The sequence below is a fragment of the Pseudomonas sp. LJDD11 genome (assembly GCF_024584215.1).
In the GTDB taxonomy this organism is placed as follows: domain Bacteria; phylum Pseudomonadota; class Gammaproteobacteria; order Pseudomonadales; family Pseudomonadaceae; genus Aquipseudomonas.
Map to the genome: position 1 here is coordinate 149655 of NZ_JANJFL010000002.1, position 15629 is coordinate 165283.

The 15629-nt window shown below is 61.3% G+C and carries 17 protein-coding genes; 13 read left to right on the plus strand and 4 right to left on the minus strand.

Translation table 11 applies throughout. The features are described from left to right. Window positions 1-76 precede the first annotated feature (76 nt). The 5 genes from NRB16_RS03235 to pdxJ are packed head-to-tail and all read left to right on the plus strand — an operon-like array spanning window position 77 to window position 3572. The gene (locus NRB16_RS03235) at window positions 77-454 is read left to right on the plus strand and encodes a DUF4845 domain-containing protein (protein WP_045488421.1); all 378 of its coding nucleotides are present in this window, start codon (window positions 77-79) and stop codon (window positions 452-454) included. Then, window positions 451-1140, plus strand: coding sequence for a ribonuclease III (rnc, locus tag NRB16_RS03240; RefSeq protein WP_045488424.1), 690 nt, complete (start codon window positions 451-453; stop codon window positions 1138-1140). The genes NRB16_RS03235 and rnc overlap by 4 nt, the downstream gene beginning before the upstream one ends. Continuing rightward, on the plus strand, window positions 1133-2035 hold the full coding sequence (gene era, locus NRB16_RS03245) for a GTPase Era (protein WP_045488427.1): 903 nt from the start codon (window positions 1133-1135) through the stop codon (window positions 2033-2035). Before rnc ends, era begins: the two co-directional genes overlap by 8 nt. 59 nt (window positions 2036-2094) lie before the next feature. Continuing rightward, window positions 2095-2778 carry a DNA repair protein RecO gene (recO, locus tag NRB16_RS03250; RefSeq protein ID WP_045488430.1) on the plus strand — a complete coding sequence of 228 codons (684 nt, stop codon included), beginning with the start codon at window positions 2095-2097 and terminating at the stop codon, window positions 2776-2778. A 50-nt stretch (window positions 2779-2828) separates the two neighbouring features. After that, window positions 2829-3572 (plus strand): pyridoxine 5'-phosphate synthase, encoded by a 744-nt coding sequence (pdxJ, locus tag NRB16_RS03255; RefSeq protein ID WP_257105460.1) that lies wholly within the window; start codon window positions 2829-2831, stop codon window positions 3570-3572. Window positions 3573-3680: 108 nt separating this feature from the next. Here pdxJ and mltF read toward each other — a convergent pair whose 3' ends face one another. After that, window positions 3681-5144 carry a membrane-bound lytic murein transglycosylase MltF gene (gene mltF, locus NRB16_RS03260; protein ID WP_052483407.1) on the minus strand — a complete coding sequence of 488 codons (1464 nt, stop codon included), beginning with the start codon at window positions 5142-5144 and terminating at the stop codon, window positions 3681-3683. A gap of 194 nt (window positions 5145-5338) precedes the next feature. Between mltF and purL the strand changes: the two genes are divergently transcribed. Further along, window positions 5339-9235 carry a phosphoribosylformylglycinamidine synthase gene (purL, locus tag NRB16_RS03265; protein ID WP_257105461.1) on the plus strand — a complete coding sequence of 1299 codons (3897 nt, stop codon included), beginning with the start codon at window positions 5339-5341 and terminating at the stop codon, window positions 9233-9235. 4 nt (window positions 9236-9239) lie between these two features. Next, a complete protein-coding gene (locus NRB16_RS03270; RefSeq protein ID WP_045488440.1) occupies window positions 9240-9551 on the plus strand; it encodes a YqfO family protein in 312 nt (103 codons plus the stop codon). A 120-nt stretch (window positions 9552-9671) separates the two neighbouring features. On the opposite strand, the gene NRB16_RS03275 is transcribed toward NRB16_RS03270, so the two are convergent. Continuing rightward, complete coding sequence (locus NRB16_RS03275) at window positions 9672-10235, minus strand: murein L,D-transpeptidase family protein (RefSeq protein WP_045488443.1); 564 nt, start codon at window positions 10233-10235, stop codon at window positions 9672-9674. 44 nt (window positions 10236-10279) lie between these two features. Beyond that, a complete protein-coding gene (locus tag NRB16_RS03280) occupies window positions 10280-10825 on the minus strand; it encodes an NUDIX hydrolase (protein ID WP_045488446.1) in 546 nt (181 codons plus the stop codon). Window positions 10826-10985: 160 nt separating this feature from the next. On the opposite strand from NRB16_RS03280, the gene NRB16_RS03285 reads away from it, so the two are divergent. Genes NRB16_RS03285 through NRB16_RS03295 form a run of 3 tightly spaced genes read left to right on the plus strand, consistent with a single transcriptional unit; the run spans window position 10986 to window position 12345 of the window. Next, window positions 10986-11582, plus strand: coding sequence for a CoA pyrophosphatase (locus tag NRB16_RS03285; RefSeq protein ID WP_045488449.1), 597 nt, complete (start codon window positions 10986-10988; stop codon window positions 11580-11582). Between the two features lie 33 nt (window positions 11583-11615). After that, window positions 11616-12149, plus strand: coding sequence for a gamma carbonic anhydrase family protein (locus NRB16_RS03290; protein ID WP_253139088.1), 534 nt, complete (start codon window positions 11616-11618; stop codon window positions 12147-12149). Further along, window positions 12139-12345 carry a DUF1289 domain-containing protein gene (locus NRB16_RS03295; RefSeq protein ID WP_045488454.1) on the plus strand — a complete coding sequence of 69 codons (207 nt, stop codon included), beginning with the start codon at window positions 12139-12141 and terminating at the stop codon, window positions 12343-12345. Before NRB16_RS03290 ends, NRB16_RS03295 begins: the two co-directional genes overlap by 11 nt. Before the next feature lie 34 nt (window positions 12346-12379). Here the strand turns inward: NRB16_RS03295 and NRB16_RS03300 are convergent, their stop codons facing one another. Further along, window positions 12380-12778 carry a GFA family protein gene (locus NRB16_RS03300; RefSeq protein WP_257105462.1) on the minus strand — a complete coding sequence of 133 codons (399 nt, stop codon included), beginning with the start codon at window positions 12776-12778 and terminating at the stop codon, window positions 12380-12382. A 678-nt stretch (window positions 12779-13456) separates the two neighbouring features. Between NRB16_RS03300 and NRB16_RS03305 the strand changes: the two genes are divergently transcribed. The 3 genes from NRB16_RS03305 (at window position 13457) to NRB16_RS03315 (ending at window position 15587) form a co-directional block, all read left to right on the plus strand. After that, window positions 13457-13732 (plus strand): DUF6124 family protein, encoded by a 276-nt coding sequence (locus tag NRB16_RS03305; RefSeq protein WP_253139082.1) that lies wholly within the window; start codon window positions 13457-13459, stop codon window positions 13730-13732. A 95-nt stretch (window positions 13733-13827) separates the two neighbouring features. Then, window positions 13828-14280, plus strand: coding sequence for a RidA family protein (locus tag NRB16_RS03310; protein ID WP_257105463.1), 453 nt, complete (start codon window positions 13828-13830; stop codon window positions 14278-14280). Window positions 14281-14414: 134 nt separating this feature from the next. Continuing rightward, window positions 14415-15587, plus strand: a complete 1173-nt coding sequence (locus NRB16_RS03315) for a glycosyltransferase (RefSeq protein WP_257105464.1) — start codon at window positions 14415-14417, stop codon at window positions 15585-15587. Window positions 15588-15629: the final 42 nt, after the last annotated feature.

Genomic DNA, 15629 nt, shown 5'->3' on the forward strand with positions numbered 1-15629 from the left:
TGCGGCGCTGTTCGGACAGCGCCGTATGTCATTTGGGAATGTCTGAAGCATCAGTCAGACGGCCTTGGGGAAAAACATGACATTCAACAACAGGCAGTACGGGATGTCGCTGATGGGATTGTTGCTGTTGCTGGGGCTGATCGGCCTGGCAGTGACGATGGCACTCAAGACAATTCCTCACTATCTCGACTACTTTTCCTTGAAGAAGAGCATTCAGCTGGCCGGTCATCAACAAGCCCTTGGTATCGAAACTGTCGATGACTTCTATAGTTATGTCGGTAAGAACATGCAGGTCAATAACATCCAGGATGTAGATTTGAAAAAGGCGTTAAGCGTGAAAGAGGAAGGCGGCAAGTTCAGCGCCCACCTGAATTATGAGCAGCGTGAACATTTGTTTTTCAACCTCGATCTGGTTATCAAGTTCGACGAGCAATTCAGCGTGGCCAAACCGTGAGTGCACCCCTGAGTCGCCTGGAGCGTCAGCTCGGCTATACATTCAAGGACCAGGACCTGATGATCCTGGCATTGACCCATCGCAGCTATGCGGGTCGCAACAATGAGCGCCTGGAGTTCCTTGGGGACGCCATCCTCAACTTCGTCGCGGGTGAGGCGCTGTTTGAGCGGTTCGTACAGGCGCGTGAAGGCCAGTTGTCACGCCTGCGTGCCCGGCTGGTGAAAGGCGAGACCCTGGCGCTGCTGGCCAGGGGCTTTGCCCTGGGCGAGTACCTGCGGCTGGGGTCGGGTGAATTGAAGAGCGGCGGTTTCCGTCGCGAGTCGATTCTGGCCGATGCCCTGGAAGCGCTGATCGGTGCGATCTATCTGGATTCGGACATGGCGACTGCGCGCGAGCGCGTGCTGGCCTGGCTGACCAATGAGTTCGACAGCCTGACGCTGGTCGACACCAATAAGGACCCGAAAACCCGGCTGCAGGAATTTCTCCAGTCGCGGGCCTGTGATCTGCCGCGCTACGAAGTGGTGGATATCCAGGGTGAGCCGCATTGCCGGACCTTCTTCGTCGAGTGCGAAGTGACCTTGTTGAACGAAAAAAGCCGCGGCCAGGGTGTCAGCCGGCGTATTGCAGAGCAGGTCGCCGCTGCCGCGGCCCTTATCGCCCTGGGCGTGGAGAATGGCAATGACTGAAACAAACGTGACCCGTTGTGGCTATGTCGCCATTGTCGGCCGCCCCAATGTGGGCAAATCGACCCTGCTCAACCACATCCTCGGCCAAAAGCTTGCGATCACTTCGCGCAAGCCGCAGACCACCCGTCACACCATGCTCGGGATCAAGACCGAGGGTGATGTACAGGCGATCTACGTCGATACCCCCGGCATGCACAAAAACAGCGACAAAGCGCTGAACCGCTACATGAACAAGACCGCCTCGGCGGCGTTGAAAGACGTCGATGTGGTGATCTTCGTGGTGGACCGCACGCGCTGGACTGACGAAGATCAGATGGTCCTAGAGCGTGTGCAATACATCGAAGGGCCGGTGATCCTGGCGGTCAACAAGACCGACCGTCTTGAAGAAAAAGCCGACCTGATCCCGCACCTGTCATGGTTGCAGGAGCAACTACCCAACGCTTCGGTGGTGCCGATCTCGGCGCAAAACGGTCACAACCTCGAAGCGCTGGAGGCGGTGATCGCCAAGAACCTGCCCGAGAATGATCACTTCTTCCCGGAAGACCAGATTACCGACCGCAGCAGCCGCTTCCTGGCCGCTGAGCTGGTGCGCGAGAAGATCATGCGTCAGCTCGGTGCCGAACTGCCGTACCAGATCACCGTGGAAATCGAAGAGTTCAAGCAGCAGGGCCATACCCTGCATATCCACGCGCTGATTCTGGTCGAGCGTGACGGGCAGAAGAAAATCATCATTGGTGACAAGGGCGAGCGCATCAAGCGCATCGGCAGTGATGCCCGCCGCGACATGGAAGTGATGTTCGATTCCAAGGTCATGCTCAACCTGTGGGTCAAGGTCAAGGGTGGCTGGTCGGACGACGAACGTGCCCTGCGTTCGCTGGGCTACAACGAGCTTTAACAGGCCGTGCTCCGGCCATGCCCAGTCATGGCCGGCAATCTTCTTCTACGAGCTCTCCCATGAGCAATTCCAACGCTCAACCGGCCTATGTATTGCACAGCCGGGCCTACCGCGAAAACAGCGCACTGGTCGACTTCCTGACGCCGCAAGGCCGGTTGCGCGCCGTGCTGCGCAATGCGCGTGGCAAGGCCGGGACCCTGGCGCGACCGTTTCTGCCGCTCGAAGCCGAGTTTCGCGGCAAGGGCGAACTGAAGAACGTATTGCGTATGGAAGCTGCCGGCGTCGGTAGCTGGATGGTCGGTGAAGCGCTGTTCAGCGGCATGTACCTCAATGAACTGCTGATTCGCCTGCTGCCTGCCGAGGATCCGCATCCGGCGGTCTTCGAGCATTACGCTGCAACCCTGCTGGCGCTGGCCGAGGGCTTGCCGCTGGAGCCGCTGTTGCGTTCGTTTGAATGGCGATTGCTGGACGACCTGGGGTATGGCTTTGCCCTGGACACCGACACCAATGGCGATCCGCTTGAAGCCGGCGGCCTTTATCGGCTGCTGGTCGATGCGGGGCTGGAGCGCGTCTGGTTGCTGCAACCAGGTGTGTTCCAAGGCGCAGAGCTGTTGGCCATGGCGCAGGCCGACTGGAGTGCTCCCGGTACGCTGGCCGCCGCCAAGCGGCTGATGCGTCAGGCGCTGGCGGTGCACTTGGGGGGGCGCCCGCTGGTGAGCCGGGAATTGTTTCGCAAGCCTTGAATAGGCTTTATGCTTTGCGGCCCGCTTCGTCCCATTTTCAGGAGTCCTCCGTGACCCAAAGCTCCCGCATCCTCCTTGGCGTGAACATCGATCACGTGGCCACGCTGCGTCAGGCCCGCGGCACCCGTTACCCAGACCCGGTCAAAGCAGCCCTGGACGCCGAAGAAGCCGGCGCTGATGGCATTACCGTGCACCTGCGCGAAGACCGCCGGCACATCCAGGACCGTGATGTGCTGTTGCTGGCCGAAGTGTTGCAGACTCGCATGAACTTCGAGATGGGTGTCACTGAAGAGATGCTCAGCTTTGCCGAGCGCCTGCGCCCGGCCCTCGTATGTCTGGTGCCGGAAACCCGCCAGGAACTGACCACCGAAGGCGGCCTCGATGTCGCAGGTCAAGAGGCTCGTATTCAGGCAGCGGTAGAGCGTCTGGCCAAGGTGGGCTGTGAAGTGTCGCTGTTCATCGATGCCGACGAGCGGCAAATTGCCGCATCCAGGCGTGTAGGGGCGCCGGCTATCGAGCTGCATACCGGCCGTTATGCCGATGCTCAGACGCCAACGGAGGTGGCCGAAGAGCTGCAGCGCATCGCCGACGGTGTGGCTTTTGGGGTGGGGCAGGGGCTGATCGTCAATGCCGGGCATGGGCTGCATTACCACAACGTCGAAGCTGTGGCGGCGATCAAGGGCATCAATGAACTGAACATTGGTCATGCGCTGGTGGCGCACGCACTGTTCGTCGGCTTCAAGGCCGCCGTGGCCGAGATGAAAGCCCTGATCGTGGCGGCCGCCCGTAACTGAGGTGGCTTTGTAGGGGCCGCTTTAGCGGCAAAGCCTTCGCCGCTAAAGCGGCCCCTACGAGGTTTTGTGTCAGGCGGTGGATTATCTTTTTCAGGCAAAAAGTGGCGATCAGGAGCCAGGCTGTTGCTGTTGTGCCGGCGGTGGGGTCTTGTCCACGCCGGGCACGTGCAGGCTGCCCTCGGTGACCTGATTACCTTCCAGTTGTGGTTGGGTCACCCAGGTCAGGATGTCGTAGTAACGCCGGATGTTGGCTACGAAATGCACGGGCTCGCCACCACGGGCGTAGCCGTAGCGAGTCTTGCTGTACCACTTCTTCTGCGACAGGCGCGGCAGCATTTTCTTCACGTCCAGCCAGCGGTTGGGGTTCAGCCCTTCGTTGACCGCCAGCTTGCGCGCATCTTCCAGATGCCCGCTACCCACGTTATAGGCCGCCAAGGCCAGCCAGGTGCGATCAGGCTCCGGCACTTCGCTCAGTTGCTCTTTGACCAGCGCAAAGTACTTGGCGCCGCCCTGAATGCTCTGCCGGGCATCGAGACGGTTGGACACGCCCATGGCCTGGGCGGTGTTCTGGGTCAGCATCATCAGGCCGCGTACGCCGGTCTTGGACGTCACCGTGGGCTGCCACAGCGATTCCTGATAACCAATGGCAGCCAGCAGGCGCCAGTCGACTTCTTCTTTCTTGGCTGAGGTCTTGAAGAACTTTTCGTACTTGGGCAAGCGCTCTTGCAAGTGCTGGGCGAAGGTATAGGCGCCGACATAACCCAGTACGTCAACGTGCCCGTAGTAACGGTCCTTGAGGCGCTGCAGCGTGCCGTTCTTCTCTGACTTGACCAGGTACGCGTTGATTTCGTTAAGCAGGCTGTTGTCTTCGCCCGGACCCACGACCCAGCGCTGCTTGCGGGTCTCGCCCAGGTCGAAGGCAACCCGCACGTTGGAGAAATACACCTGGTTCATCGCCAGTTCGTTGGAGTCGACCAGGGTCAGGTCGATCTGGCCTTCATCGACCATGCGCAGCAGGTCGACCACCTCAACCGCATCGGACTCTTCATAGTCCAGGGCCGGGAACTGTTTCTTGATCTCGGCCAGTTGCTCGGCATGGCTACTGCCCTTGAGCACCATGATGCGCTTGCCCACCAGGTCGGCGGGGTCGGTGGGCCGTGACTGGCCGTTGCGGTACACCACCTGTGGGGTGACTTCCAGATACGGATGCGAGAAGCGCGCCTGCTGTTTGCGGTTCGGCGTCTCGATCAGGCCGGCAGCGGCCAGCACCGGGCCGCCGGGCTTGCTCATCTGGTCGAACAGTTCGTCGAGGCTGTCGGCGGTTTCGATCTGCAGTTTCACCCCCAGATCGTCCGCGAAATGCTTCACCAACTCGTATTCGAAGCCGGTTTCGCCGTTGCGGTCCTGAAAATAAGTGGCCGGGCTGTTGCGGGTAATGACGCGCAGGACGCCATCCTCCTTGACTCGCTCCAGTGTGTTGGGTTTATCCACACAGGCGCCGAGCATCAGGAAGAGTCCGGTTGCGATGAGCCATCTGACGCAACGAGTGCGAAAATCAGGTCGGGAGAACATTGGCGCAGTATACGCAAAGCGCACCCGGCGCCATATATCGACAGCAAAGCTCGTGTCTGATAAGCAAAAGGGCTTTTTGGCAGCCCGTGACATCCGGGCGCATGCCGTGTAGCCGTTTTGGGTGCCAGAAATGTCGCTTTAGGCTAGAATGCGTGGCCTCAAAGTACACCCCCCTTCCCGAGGCTGTCCCGACGATGTTGATCCTGCGTGGTGCTCCTGCCCTTTCTGCTTTCCGCCACAGCAAATTGCTGGAACAACTGAAACAAAAAGTTTCAGCTGTCAGTGGCCTGTACGCCGAATTCGCTCACTTCGCTGCAGTCACCGGCGCCCTGAGCGACCAGGAACAGCAGGTGCTCGACCGTCTCCTGAAGTACGGCCCGAGCGTGCCGGTTCAAGAGCCTGCCGGTCGCCTGTTTCTGGTAGTGCCGCGTTTCGGCACCATTTCGCCGTGGTCCAGCAAGGCCAGCGACATTGCCCGTAACTGCGGCCTGGAGAAGATCCAGCGCATCGAGCGCGGCATTGCCTTTTATGTACAAGGCCAGTTCGCGGAGTCGGACGCCCAGGCGATTGCCAGCGTCCTGCACGACCGCATGACCCAATTGGTGCTCGGCAGCCTTGAACAGGCCGATGGCCTGTTCAGCAAGGCGCAGCCCAAGCCGCTGACCAGCGTCGACGTTCTCGGCGGTGGCCGCGCCGCGCTGGAGCAAGCCAACGTCGAGCTGGGCCTGGCCCTGGCCGAAGACGAAATCGACTACCTGGTGAGCAGCTTCATCGGGCTCAAGCGCAACCCGAACGACATCGAACTGATGATGTTCGCCCAGGCCAACTCCGAGCACTGCCGTCACAAAATCTTCAACGCCAGTTGGGATATCGACGGCCAGAGCCAGGAAAAAAGCCTGTTCGGCATGATCAAGAACACCTATCAGATGCACAGCGAAGGCGTTCTGTCTGCTTATAAAGACAACGCTTCGGTGATCGTCGGCAGCGTGGCCGGCCGCTTCTTCCCGAACCCTGAGACCCGTCAGTACGGCGCGGTGCAGGAGCCGGTGCACATTCTGATGAAGGTCGAGACCCACAACCACCCGACCGCCATCTCGCCATTCTCCGGTGCGTCGACCGGTTCCGGCGGCGAAATCCGCGACGAAGGCGCGACGGGTCGCGGCTCCAAGCCCAAGGCCGGCCTGACCGGTTTTACCGTGTCGAACCTGCACATCCCTGGCTTCGAACAGCCATGGGAAGTCGCTTACGGCAAGCCTGAGCGCATTGTTACCGCACTGGACATCATGATTGACGGCCCGCTCGGTGGCGCGGCGTTCAACAACGAGTTCGGTCGCCCGGCCCTGACCGGCTATTTCCGTACCTTTGAACAAAGCATCCAGACCCCGCACGGCAGCGAAGTGCGCGGTTACCACAAGCCGATCATGCTGGCCGGTGGTCTGGGCAACATCCGTGAAGATCACGTGCAGAAAGGCGAGATCACGGTCGGCGCCAAGCTGATCGTGCTCGGTGGCCCGGCCATGCTTATCGGCCTGGGCGGCGGCGCTGCTTCGTCGGTCGCCACTGGCAGCAGCTCGGCTGATCTGGACTTCGCCTCGGTGCAACGTGAGAACCCGGAAATGGAACGCCGCTGCCAGGAGGTCATCGACCGCTGCTGGCAACTGGGCGACGCCAACCCGATTGCTTTCATCCACGACGTGGGTGCCGGCGGTCTGTCCAACGCTTTCCCGGAGCTGGTCAACGACGGCGGCCGTGGCGGTCGTTTCGAGCTGCGCAACGTGCCTAACGACGAGCCGGGCATGGCGCCGCTGGAAATCTGGAGCAACGAATCCCAGGAACGTTACGTGCTGGCCGTCAGCGTCGAGAACTTCGAGCGCTTCCAGGCCATCTGTGAGCGTGAGCGCTGCCCGTTCGCGGTCGTCGGTGAGGCGACTGAAGAACAACACCTGACCGTGACCGACAGCCACTTCGGCAACAGCCCGGTGGACATGCCACTGGAGGTGCTGCTGGGCAAGGCACCACGCATGCACCGTTCGGTACAGCGTGAAGCCGAACTGGGCGATGATTTCGACCCCAGCAGCCTGGACCTGGCCGACAGCGTGCAGCGCGTACTGCGCCACCCGGCTGTGGCCAGCAAGAGCTTCCTGATCACCATCGGCGACCGCAGCATCACAGGCCTGGTGGCCCGTGACCAGATGGTCGGTCCGTGGCAAGTGCCGGTGGCCGACTGCGCCGTGACTGCAACCAGCTTCGACGTCAACACCGGTGAAGCCATGGCCATGGGCGAGCGCACGCCGCTGGCCCTGCTCGATGCCCCGGCCTCTGGCCGCATGGCCATCGGCGAAACCCTGACCAACCTGGCCGCCTCGCGCATCGCCAGGCTGTCCGACATCAAACTGTCGGCCAACTGGATGTCCGCCGCCGGTCACCCGGGTGAAGACGCTCGCTTGTACGACACGGTCAAAGCCGTCGGCATGGAACTGTGCCCTGAGCTGGGCCTGACCATTCCGGTGGGTAAAGACTCCATGTCGATGAAAACCCGCTGGAGCGACGAGGGCGTCGACAAGAGCGTGACCTCGCCGATGTCGCTGATTGTCAGCGGCTTCGCGCCAGTGGTCGACATCCGTCAGACCCTGACCCCGCAACTGCGCATGGACAAGGGCGAGACCGACCTGATCCTGATCGATCTGGGCCGTGGCCAGAACCGCATGGGCGGCTCGATCCTCGCTCAGGTGCATGGCAAGCTGGGCAGCAGCGCGCCAGACGTGGACGACGCCGAAGACCTCAAGGCCTTCTTTGCCGTCATCCAGGGCCTGAACGCTGATAACCATCTGCTGGCTTACCACGACCGTTCCGATGGCGGCCTGCTGACCACTGTGCTGGAGATGGCCTTTGCCGGTCACTGCGGTCTGCACCTGTCGCTCGATGGTCTGGCCGACAACGCCAGCGAAGTGCAGGGCATCCTGTTCAACGAAGAACTGGGCGCCGTCATTCAGGTTCGCCAGGACTCCACGGCGGGCGTACTGGCCCAGTTCAGCGCTGCCGGCCTGTCTGATTGCGTTTCGGTGATCGGCAAACCGGTCAACAACGACGACGTGTCGATCAGCTACAACGGCGCTGCGATCTTCACCGGCCAGCGCCACGCGCTGCACCGCGAGTGGGCGCAGACCAGCTACCAGATCCAGCGTCTGCGTGATAACCCCGAGTGCGCTGACCAGGAATTCGCTCTGCTGCTCGAAGAAGACAATCCGGGCCTGAACGTCAAGCTCGGCTTCGATGTCAACGAAGACATCGCTGCGCCTTACATCAAGACCGGTGTGCGCCCACAGGTTGCCGTGCTGCGTGAGCAGGGCGTCAACGGGCAGGTCGAGATGGCCGCCGCTTTCGACCGCGCCGGCTTCAACGCCATCGACGTGCACATGAGCGATATCCTCGCTGGCCGTGTCGACCTCAACGAGTTCAAGGGCCTGGTGGCCTGCGGTGGCTTCTCGTACGGTGACGTGCTGGGTGCCGGTGAAGGCTGGGCCAAGTCGGCGCTGTTCAACGCCCGTGCCCGTGACGCCTTCCAGGGCTTCTTCGAGCGCAGCGACAGCTTCACCCTGGGGGTGTGCAACGGCTGCCAGATGCTCTCCAATCTGCACGAGCTGATTCCGGGCAGCGAGCTGTGGCCGCACTTTGTGCGTAACCGCTCCGAGCAGTTCGAAGCCCGTGTAGCGCTGGTGCAGATCCAGGAGTCGCCGTCGATCTTCCTGCAGGGCATGGCCGGTTCGCGCATGCCGATCGCCATTGCTCACGGCGAAGGCCATGCGGAGTTCGCCAGCAGCGATGCGCTGCAACAGGCTGATGCGTCCGGCACCGTGGCGCTGCGTTATGTCGACAACCATGGCAAGACCACCGAAGCCTACCCGGCCAACCCGAACGGTTCGCCACGCGGTATCGGCGGCCTGACCACTCGCGACGGTCGCGTGACCATCATGATGCCGCACCCTGAGCGGGTCTTCCGTGCCGTGCAGAACTCCTGGCGTCCTGACGACTGGAACGAAGACGGCGCGCTGATGCGCATGTTCCGCAACGCGCGCGTCTGGGTGAACTGAGCCGGTGTACAAGCTCGCCTTCTTCGTGCCCGCCAGTCATCTGGAGCCGGTGAAGGCGGCAGTCTTCGCCGCTGGCGGCGGGCGCATTGGCGCTTACGACCACTGTGCCTGGCAAACGCTGGGCACAGGCCAGTTCCGCCCGCTGGACGGCAGTCAGCCGTTCATCGGGCAGAGCGGGGTGGTCGAACAGGTTGCTGAATGGAAGGTCGAGCTGGTCGTCGCCGACGAGCTGATAGGTGCGACAGTGGCTGCGCTCAAGCTCAGCCACCCGTATGAAACGCCAGCCTATGAGGTCTGGCGGCTGGAAGACTTCTGACGATTGACCGTCGATCACCGGTGGGAGCGACCTTGGTCGCGAAGGGGCCGGACCAGACGCAGCCCATGTTGTGCCTGGCAAATGGCTTTCGCGAGCAAGCCCACTCCTACAGGCTACCCTTCAGGGCCTGATCTCGATCAGCGTCCCGTCCTTCACCAGATCCCACACCTCGCGCATGTCGTTGTTCTTCAGCGCAATGCAGCCTTCTGTCCAGTCCAGGGTATGGAAATACCACTCCGGGTATTCTTCATCGATGGGCGTGCCATGAATCATGATCATGCTGCCGGGCTTGACGCCCTCCTTGCGGGCGCGTTCGCTGTCAGCTGCATTGGGGTAGGAAATGTGCATCGACAGGTTGTACTTGTTGCTCGGCTTGCGCCAGTCGAGCCAGTAGAAACCCTCAGGGGTACGTTTGTCGCCTTCCTGCAGCTTGGTGCCCTTGGGGTTCTTGCCCAGCGAAACGCGATAGGTCTTCAACGCTTCGCCGTCACTGATCAACTGCAGTTGCCGGGTTGATTTGATCACCAGCACCTTATCGATGCGTCGCTCTGACAATTTGCCGGTGTTGATCACCTTCTCGCCAACGATCTTCTGTTCGCTGCCCTTGGGCACGATGGTCTGGGTGAAAGCCGCCTGGGAGGCGGATGCGAACGACAGGCACACTACAGCGAACAACCAGCGCATTGACGTTTTCCTGAGGCCGCGCAGCTCGCGGGCCGGGCTTGGGATTATTGGACAGGACGAGAGGGGGGCAGCGCCTGACTATGGACAGGATAGAGCTGTTCGCGCCGGTCTGCGAAGAACCATTCTAGGGTACGCCGGACCGTCATGAAAGCCAGCTCATCCCACGGAATGTCGGCTTCGTCAAACAAGCGCACTTCCAGGCTCTCGACCCCGGCGGCATAGCTCTCGCCGACCAGTTCACCACGGTAGAACACATGCACCTGATTGATGTGCGGTACATCGATCATCGAGTACAGGTAAAGCTGCTGCACACTGGCGCAGGCTTCTTCGACGGTTTCACGGCGCGCGGCCTGCTCGACGGTCTCGCCGTTTTCCATGAACCCGGCCGGTAAGGTCCAGTAGCCCAGGCGCGGCTCGATGGCGCGGCGGCACAGCAGCACCTTGCTGCCCGAAGTCACCAGGCAGCCAGCGACGATGTTGGGGTTCTGATAATGAATGGTCTGGCAATGGTCACACACATAGCGCGCGCGGCTGTCGCCTTCGGGGATGCGCAATGTGACCGGTTTGCCGCAGTGACTGCAGAAATTCATGATGGGTGTTCGATCAGTGAAAGCCGACGCTCATCTTGGCCTTTCGTACAGGCAGTCAGCAAGTTTTCATACACAGTTGCTATGAAGAGAGTCCTGCAAAGGCTTGGGCGCATCGCTGCTTTGGTGCATGATGCCGGGTACAACACGATCGAGATTCCCCATGCTGGATGAGCTACTTCGCCGTGTAGGCAGTCACACGCCAGGTGTCCTGGAGACCGATGAGCGCTTTCCTGAGGCGGCGGTTCTGTTACCAGTGACCCGTAGCGCCGAGCCGGAACTGGTGCTGACCCTGCGTGCCAGTGGCTTGTCGACCCACGGCGGTGAAGTGGCGTTTCCCGGTGGCCGTCGCGACCCGGAAGATCCTGACCTGGTGTTCACCGCCCTGCGTGAAGCCGATGAAGAAATCGGCCTGCCACCAGGGCTGGTGGAGGTGATAGGCCCGCTGACCCCGGTCGTGTCCCGTTACGGCATCAAAGTCACGCCCTATGTGGGCATCATCCCGGATTTTGTCGAATACCAGCCCAATGACGGTGAAATCGCAGCGGTGTTCAGCGTGCCGCTGGAATTCTTCCGCCAGGACGTGCGCGAACACACCCACCGCATCGACTATCAGGGCCGCAGTTGGTACGTACCCAGCTATCGTTATGGCGAGTACAAGATCTGGGGCCTGACCGCGATCATGATCGTCGAGCTGATCAACGTGCTGTACGACGCCAATATCAGCCTGCAACGTCCGCCGCGGCTGTCCGGTTCCTGAACCGCCTATTACAAGAACGCCTGAGGACCTGCCATGAAATACCGCCTGGGATCTGCCCGTGTGCAGACTCACCCTGAAAGCTGGAGCGCGCCCAACGCCACGCTGATCGGCCATGTACGCCTGGAAAAGAACGCCAGCGTCTGGTTCGGCGCGGTGTTGCGCGGTGACAACGAACTGATCCATATCGGTGAAGATAGCAACGTCCAGGACGGCACGGTGATGCACACCGACAAGGGCTGGCCGTTGACCATCGGCAAGGGCGTGACCATCGGCCATAACGCCATGTTGCATGGCTGTTCGGTCGACGATTACAGCCTGATCGGCATCAACGCGGTGATCCTCAACGGCGCGAAGATCGGCAAGCACTGCATCATCGGCGCCAATTCATTGATAGGCGAAGGCAAGGTCATTCCGGACGGCTCGCTGGTCATGGGCTCGCCGGGCAAGGTGGTGCGCGAGCTGACCGATGCGCAGAAGAGCATGCTCGAAGCCAGCGCCGCCCACTATGTGCACAATGCGCAGCGTTACGCCAGTGATCTGGCGCTGCAGGATGAAGATGAATACTGAAGCCCCTGCCGAGAAACCGGTGCGTTCACCCTGCGTGAGCATCTGTGCACTGGATGACAACGACATCTGTACCGGCTGTCAGCGCAGCGTCCAGGAAATCACCGGTTGGAGCCGCATGAGCAACCACCAGCGCCGTGAGGTGCTGGTGCTGTGCCATGAGCGGGCCAAGGCCAGCGGGATACTCTGGACGCTCTGAATTGAGCAACTGACCGTAACCCAGCCGTTTTGTCTCATGGCTGCTGCGCCAGCTCAGTGGTGTGATGCCACTGCGGCCGCGACTCGACCCAAAGGTGTTTCGCCTTGTGAGCCTCCAGAGGCGTATCCAGAGTAGCCACCGCTACACTGACCCAGTCTGCGAACTGCCCGCCGCTGTTGCTCCAGAACAGCGTCGAACCACACTGTGAGCAGAACTGCCGGGCCACTGTTGTCGATGATGGGTAAGTGGCAAGCAGGTGGCCACCCCGGTCAATCAGCAAGGCACTGCGCGCCACGCTGGCATAGCTGGCGAACGCCGCGCCATGAGCTTTCTGGCATTGCGTGCAGTGGCAGTGACTCAAGGCTTTGAACGGCGCTGATAGCTGGTAGTGGATGGCACCGCACAGGCAGCTGCCTTGGTGGGTCGGTTGCATATTGTAAATTCCCGGTCGATTTGTCGCAGACCAGACGATGTTTCAGCAAGCCCGCAACATCGCTCGTGGTCAGTCCGCCAGTCATGATTTAACGGCGGGTCCTGAACCCAGCCATGACCCGCTGCAACAGCGCCAGTTGTTCAGACAAGTACTTCCCCGAATAGCGATGGATTGACGGGCCTTATGAGCTGCCGGTCTGGCTCGTTGAGCGAGTATCTCTGACGGGTAACTTGTCAGCAGGCGGGCATCCTATACCACGTTGAAGGCCAGCGGCCATGGCTTTGTGACGGCTATGCGGGCAGGCTTTGGTGATGGCAAAAAGGCCGGTTTCTGGCTCGAAAATCCGCCTGATTGCAAGATGCCTCTCTTTCTCTTGAAGGAAATTTCCGAGAAAATCCTGACCGCTTGCGCCTGTGCTCCGGGCTGTCTAGGCTGCCTCGCGTCGCTGCTTTCAGCGGCAGGGCTTGGCCGCCCGATCACACAATCAATAGGCGCAGCATGTCGGAAACCGCACCGTGAATATCGTTTACGGTGCAGCTTCATGGCAACTGCGCGAGGGACACCTTCGGGTGTGCCGGGTTACCTATTGACCGGTCGGCCAACCCTTGTGCAGTTGCCACCCATCCGCTTGGCCGCGGCCTTGGCGGTGACTTTTTATCCATCAATAGGGGTTGCACCATGACCAAAAAACTCGTTCCCGATCCACCGACTTCCAGTCCCGTGCCCATTGCGGGGCACGATCTCAACCACTTCGAAATGCAGCTCAGCCAGGTCTATGACGTGCTGCGTTGCGCCACCGCGATTGCCTATGAATGTGCCGATAACCTGCAGGGCCAACCTCGGGATCTGGCCATGGGCAGCATGCACCTGATCGGCCATGCGCGCAAAATGGTCCATGATCTGCTCGATCAGTTGCAGCCGGTGGTGCCGGACACTGATGGTCTGGCGAACTGACCTGCCGCTGGTCACTGTAGTGCGCGTGGCGAGTGCTTGACCTCGACTTAACTCAAGGTCTGATACTCGCGCTCCTTCACACCAGGAGCTGCCCCATGAGCCATCGCGCTGCATTCGAACTGTTCAACCCGCAAGGCCTCTACGACCCCACCGGTAACGGCTATTCCCATGGCGCACGGGTCGAAACCCCGGCACGCTTTGTGTTTCTGGCCGGGCAGGGCGGTGAAGACAGTCAGGGCCTATTGGCCGACAGCTTCGCCGCCCAGGCTCGTCAGGCGCTGGCCAATGTCCGTATCGCCTTGCAGGCCCAAGGTGCGGACTTCAACGATGTGTTCAAGCTGACCCTGCTGATTGTCGATCACAGCCAGCAGCGGTTGGGTGAGTGGGTGGCGGCCATCGGTCAGGCCTGGGGGGCGGCTATGAAACCGGCCTGCACACTGATTCCGGTGCCGCGCCTGGCATTGGACGGCATGCTGGTGGAAATCGAGGCGATGGCGGTGATTGCCGGCGGGCATGGCCCTTCATCGGATGCTGGTGCGATCTCCTGAACGCCACCCGCCAGCAGTGTTCCAACTCCATACAAGGCGGAGTTTCAGTGGTCCCGGTCCTTGCCTGGCAAGCAGCCGAGTGCCCGTCACTGCAGAACTGACGGGCGCTCGGTCGTTGCACTGAGGACACTCACATGAAACCTGACCAACCGCCCGGACCACCCGACCCTGCGCCCATCCAGTTCAGCCCAGCACCCGCCGTCCAGCCGCGAGCGACGCTGTTGTGCCTGAGCCACCTGCGCTGGGACTTTGTCTGGCAGCGACCGCAACAGTTGATGTCGCGGCTGGCCACTGACTACGAGGTGTGGTTCTTCGAAGAGCCGTTGTTCGACGAGCGACCGGAACCGCATCTGGAGGTGCGTGAGGTGGCTGGCGGTATCACGGTGCTGGTGCCATGGTTGCCGCAGGACCTGGGCGAGCAGCGCATCATCAGCCTGCAACGGCAACTGCTTGATGGCTGGCTGGCGCAGCATCACCAAGCGCCCCTGCTGTTGTGGTACTTCACCCCCATGGGGCTGCGATTTACCCGGCATCTGGGCGGCCAGGTGGTGGTCTTCGATTGCATGGACGAACTGGCGGCGCTGCGCCATGCCCCGCCGGCCCTGGCGGAGCTGGAGCGACAACTGCTGGAGCGCGCCGATGTGGTGTTTACCGGCGGGCTCAGCCTCTGGGAGTCGCGGCGTGAGCGGCATGACAACGTGCACCTGATGCCCGGCAGCGTCGACATCGCGCATTTTGCCCATGCCCGCCTGGCCCAGGCCGAGCCTGCCGATCAGGCTGATATCGGCCGACCGCGGCTGGGGTTTTTCGGCGTGCTCGATGAGCAACTGGACCTCGTGCTGTTGCGCGAGCTGGCCATGCGTCGGCCGCTATGGCAGATCATCCTGATCGGGCCGGTGGCCAGGATCGACCCCGCGAGCCTGCCACGTCAGCCCAACCTGCATTACCTGGGGCCGCGCGACTACCAGACGCTGCCGGCCTATCTGTCAGGTTGGGATGTGGCGCTGATGCCGTTTGCCATCAATGAATCGACACGCTACATCAGCCCGACTCAACCCTTGGAATACCTCGCCGGTGGGCGCCCGGTGGTGTCCACGCCCATCCATGATGTGGTTGAGTGCTACGCCGACAGCGGCGTGGTGAGCATCGCTGCCACCCCGCAGGCGTTTATCGAAGCCATCGGCCTGGCGCTGGATCTGACCCGCCAGCCTGCGCGGCTCCAGGCGTTGGCTGACCGTGCGTTGCAGGGCATGTCGTGGGACAGCACCTGTGACCGGATCAAGGAGCAGATTGCATCCCTGCGATAAGCGCTGATGCTGCCAGCGCGGGCCGGTTTCGTCGGTTTTGCC

Bases quoted from the DNA above. Each gene is read 5' to 3' on its own strand.
- mltF (WP_052483407.1), bottom strand. From the start codon at position 5,144: ATGTTCTCCCGACCTGATTTTCGCACTCGTTGCGTCAGATGGCTCATC.
- NRB16_RS03290 (WP_253139088.1), top strand. From the start codon at position 11,616: ATGAAATACCGCCTGGGATCTGCCCGTGTGCAGACTCACCCTGAAAGC.
- purL (WP_257105461.1), top strand. From the start codon at position 5,339: ATGTTGATCCTGCGTGGTGCTCCTGCCCTTTCTGCTTTCCGCCACAGC.
- NRB16_RS03235 (WP_045488421.1), top strand. From the start codon at position 77: ATGACATTCAACAACAGGCAGTACGGGATGTCGCTGATGGGATTGTTG.
- NRB16_RS03285 (WP_045488449.1), top strand. From the start codon at position 10,986: ATGCTGGATGAGCTACTTCGCCGTGTAGGCAGTCACACGCCAGGTGTC.
- recO (WP_045488430.1), top strand. From the start codon at position 2,095: ATGAGCAATTCCAACGCTCAACCGGCCTATGTATTGCACAGCCGGGCC.
- NRB16_RS03315 (WP_257105464.1), top strand. From the start codon at position 14,415: ATGAAACCTGACCAACCGCCCGGACCACCCGACCCTGCGCCCATCCAG.
- NRB16_RS03280 (WP_045488446.1), bottom strand. From the start codon at position 10,825: ATGAATTTCTGCAGTCACTGCGGCAAACCGGTCACATTGCGCATCCCC.
- NRB16_RS03300 (WP_257105462.1), bottom strand. From the start codon at position 12,778: ATGCAACCGACCCACCAAGGCAGCTGCCTGTGCGGTGCCATCCACTAC.
- NRB16_RS03305 (WP_253139082.1), top strand. From the start codon at position 13,457: ATGACCAAAAAACTCGTTCCCGATCCACCGACTTCCAGTCCCGTGCCC.
- era (WP_045488427.1), top strand. From the start codon at position 1,133: ATGACTGAAACAAACGTGACCCGTTGTGGCTATGTCGCCATTGTCGGC.
- NRB16_RS03275 (WP_045488443.1), bottom strand. From the start codon at position 10,235: ATGCGCTGGTTGTTCGCTGTAGTGTGCCTGTCGTTCGCATCCGCCTCC.
- NRB16_RS03310 (WP_257105463.1), top strand. From the start codon at position 13,828: ATGAGCCATCGCGCTGCATTCGAACTGTTCAACCCGCAAGGCCTCTAC.
- NRB16_RS03295 (WP_045488454.1), top strand. From the start codon at position 12,139: ATGAATACTGAAGCCCCTGCCGAGAAACCGGTGCGTTCACCCTGCGTG.